This window comes from Streptomyces sp. NPDC007095 (assembly GCF_040634475.1).
GTDB lineage: Bacteria > Actinomycetota > Actinomycetes > Streptomycetales > Streptomycetaceae > Streptomyces.
The window spans coordinates 1-3,464 of the sequence record NZ_JBEYFS010000454.1 but is presented as its reverse complement, the minus strand read 5'-3'; the positions used below and the strand labels follow the sequence as shown (position 1 = coordinate 3,464).

General features: G+C 68.0%; 2 protein-coding genes and 2 pseudogenes. 1 reads left to right on the top strand and 3 read right to left on the bottom strand.

Annotation, left to right across the window (positions count from 1 at the left end; genetic code table 11):
- Window positions 1–81: 81 nt before the first annotated feature.
- Window positions 82–936: pseudogene (locus tag ABZ656_RS57140) on the top strand (IS5 family transposase).
- A 242-nt stretch (window positions 937–1,178) separates the two neighbouring features.
- On the opposite strand, the gene ABZ656_RS57135 reads toward ABZ656_RS57140, so the two are convergent.
- The 3 genes and pseudogenes from ABZ656_RS57135 to ABZ656_RS57125 form a co-directional block, all read right to left on the bottom strand.
- Window positions 1,179–1,394, bottom strand: coding sequence for a hypothetical protein (locus tag ABZ656_RS57135; RefSeq protein WP_075033980.1), 216 nt, complete (start codon window positions 1,392–1,394; stop codon window positions 1,179–1,181).
- A gap of 597 nt (window positions 1,395–1,991) precedes the next feature.
- Window positions 1,992–2,210, bottom strand: coding sequence for a hypothetical protein (locus ABZ656_RS57130; protein WP_360280548.1), 219 nt, complete (start codon window positions 2,208–2,210; stop codon window positions 1,992–1,994).
- Between the two features lie 174 nt (window positions 2,211–2,384).
- Window positions 2,385–3,362: pseudogene (locus ABZ656_RS57125) on the bottom strand (integrase core domain-containing protein).
- Window positions 3,363–3,464 lie beyond the last annotated feature (102 nt).

Below are 3,464 nucleotides of genomic sequence, written 5' to 3'. Positions count from 1 at the left end.
CTGGTGCTGGTCATGCGGGTGGTTCTCCTGCTCGTTCGTCCACCCAGGCTAACTGATCACGCCGGGGTGTCTCGCCCAACGATGTCAGGGAGGGGCCCGTGGCCGACTGTCTACGGCCGCTTCCGGGTGTGGAGGGACGCCGGCATCTTCACCGCACTGCTCGAAGGCCTGATCGCCGAGGCCGCCCGACATGGGAAGACGGACTTGTCCCTGGTCAGCGTGGACTCCACCACGGCCCGCGCCCACCACGACGCCGCCGGGATGCGCATCGGCATGGAGGTCATGGACGCCCTTGAAGAGGGCCGCCGTCGAGCAGGAGCGGGCCCGGCAAAAGGGGGCGGCCCGCCAGAACAGAACGGTCAGGACGGCAGTGACGACCCCGGCCCAGAAGAGCGGCGGCACATCAGGCGACGGCGCAGGCTCCGCTTGGACCAAGCCCTGCTCGGCAGATCTCGCGGTGGGCTGACGAGCAAGATTCATCTCGCCGCAGACCGCAAGTGCCGTCCGCAGTCCCTCGTCCTGACCGCAGGACAGGCCGCCGACAGCCCGTAGTTCGTCCCCGTGCTGCAGAAGCTGCGCATCCGTCTTCCCGTCGGCCGGCCCCGAACCCGGCCCGACGCTGTCGCAGCGGACAAGGCCTATTCATCCCGCGCTAACCGCTCTTACCTGCGCAAACGCAACATCAGGGCAGTCATCCCGGAGAAGAAGGACCAAGCCGCCAACCGGAAGAAGAAGGGCAGCCGAGGCGGCCGCCCCACACGCCATGACGCCGATCTCTACAAAGAGCGGAACACCGTTGAGCACATGATCAACAAGCTGAAGGCCTGGCGGGGCATCGCGATCCGCTACGACAAGACGCCCGAGAGCTACCTTGCTGGCCTCCACCTCCGTGCCTCGATGATCTGGATCAACGACCTCCTGAAGGCAACTGGCTGATCACAACATCACACAGGCCCTAGTGCGAGCGGCGCTGATGCAGCCGTGTAGAGCAGCCGCCGCAAGGTCACTCTGTGCATGACAGCTTCCAGTAGTTTTGAACACGGTGCGACCCAGCCCCTGAGGGCGTGAGGGCACGAAGACGCAACACAGGCCAGCGCACGCCCTGGTGACCGCTGAACGCTTGGCAGAGCCTGAGGGGTGAGTCGTACCAGCGGCCACTCGCCCGGACGGCGGGCAGGTCAGCGGTTGGAGTTGCAGTCCCAATAGCCCTGGTGCCAGTGGTGGTAACTGTCGTACCAGCCGCTGTGCCACGAGCAGTTCGTGGGAACCGAGGCGGTCGTCGTGGTGGGGGCGGCTGCTGTGGCCGTGCCCGCCACTCCGATTGCGGTGCCGCCGGCCAACAGGAAGCCGGCCGCGACGCAGGCGAAGGCGCGCTTGGCGCGATGTGCTCGCATGGCTCTGCTCCTTCTTTCACGTTCTCGCGCTGTCCCAGCACGAGAGGGATAGCCCCGCGGCCTCACGCCGAAGTGTGGGGTCCGGCGATGGCTGGATGGTGCCGCTCGAAGACCGATGCGGCGCTGTCGTCGAGGTCGCCGCGTGAAAGCGAGGGACGCACGTCTCCCGGCTGCAGGCCGACCGTTGCGGGAGCGCGTCGCGGGACGCGTCCTGAATCGCGGCCTCACCTCTTTCGACGGTAGCGGCCTATCCGCTGACAGGCACCTCGAGCCCACAGCGCGAGAGCCCCTCCGGCAGGTTCAGCTGCCGGAGGGGCTCTACCTGTCGTTGGCTCGATGGCCGTGGACTGCGTCCTTGCCGTCCATGTGGACAAGCAGGGGGTCTTCGCTGCTCGGAATCGTGAGGCGCGGGACCTGCGGCGTCCTGTCTCCGATCGCCCGCCCTACCAGCGCATGCCGAGGGCGTCGAGTTCGGCGCGGCGGGCTGCGGGGAGCCGGCCTGCCCGGCGTCGGGTGTTGGCCAGCCACCCCCCGAGCCGAACCCCCGCGATCTCTCCGCCTTGCCTGCCATCTCTTCGACGTGCTTGCGCGGTGCGTTCAAGTGCCCCTCGCGGTCGGCGCGAGCAGGTGCCCGTGTACTGCTGCCCACTCCTGCGCCACGGCGCGTCCGTCGACCCAGGCGGTGTCCCACGCCGACCACACCATCCCCAACGCTTCCAGCACCGGCTGCTGGATGTGGCGGATCCCTTCCGCCCAGTGCGAAGGCCACGCCGGCCGGCCGAGCACCGCCGCCCACACCTCGGCGCGCTCGACCACCGTCTTGCTCCCGGCGGCCGTCGCGGACCAGACGTACCCATTGATCGGACGTGAGCTTGGGCCGGAAGGTGGCGGCGAGCCTCGCGCGCACCCGCGGATCGGGGTGGGCGCCCGCCTCGGCGCAGACCGCGGCCCGGCCGATCTTGCCCTTGCCGAATACCTCATCCATGCTGGTCAGGCAGCATGCCGGTACGCGTGGAGCGTGTCACCAAGCCGTGCTCGTCGTCGAATATCCAGACGGGCGATCCGGTTCGAGTCGGGACGGGCAGCGGGTGGAGGGGCGGGCGTTGGCGAGTCCCTGGTGCGGCCTGTGCCCGTTGTAGAACCTCTCGAACTCGCGTAGCGCGTGGAGCAGGTGATGCTGGTTTAGATCAGAGTGCGGTCCAACAGCTCGCGCCGGCAGGTCTGCACCCACCGTTGCGTGATCGAGTTCATGCGAGGCATCCGTACTCCGCTGAGTACTGCCTCGATCCCCGCATCGTTGAGGACTGCGTCGAACAGGGCGGGAAACTTCCCGTCCCGGTCCCGGATCAGCAACCTGGCCCGGCAGCCGGCGTCTTCGAGGTCCATGACAAGGTTCTTCGCGGCTTGCGTCACCCACCTGGCGGTGGGGTGCGCGGTGGCGCCGAGGATCCGGATCCGTCGGCTGGCGTGCTCGATCACCGCGAACACATACATGCGTGCCCCGGACAAGGTGATCGTTTCCAGGAAGTCACACACCAGCAGGGCGTCGGCCTGGGAGCGCGGGAAGTCCGCCCACGTGCTCGTAGCACGCTCGGGTGCCGGATCGATCCCGGCTTCCTGGAGGATCTGTCAGACGGTGGAGGCTGCCACCTTGACTGCCAGAACGAGGAGTTCGCCGTGGATGCGACGATATCCCCAGTTGGAGTCCTCGCGGGCGAGCCGCAGCACCAGCAGCCGGACGGAGCGCACGGTCCGCGGCCTCCCCGGCCGCTTGGGCCGCGAGCGCGCAGCGTGGCGGCATGCGACCAGATCACGGTGCCAGCGCAGCACCGTGTCCGGACGTACCACCAGCCGAATCCTGCGCAGCACCTCCGAGGGCAGGCGGTGCAGCAACGCTGCCAGGAACGCGCGATCGCCTGGAGAGAACCGAATCCTCTCGCCACCGAGTTGGCGCTCCAGCACCGTGATCTGATGGGGGTCTGTAAAGCGAGCGGTGTAACTGGGGTTGGTGTGGCTAGAGTTGGCCTGCGGTGAGGCGGCCGTCGAAGGCCAGGTCGAAGGCGTTCATGG

What these genes read in the sequence shown, in the direction of transcription:
- ABZ656_RS57135 (WP_075033980.1), bottom strand. Translation starts at nt 1,394, where the DNA reads ATGCGAGCACATCGCGCCAAGCGCGCCTTCGCCTGCGTCGCGGCCGGC.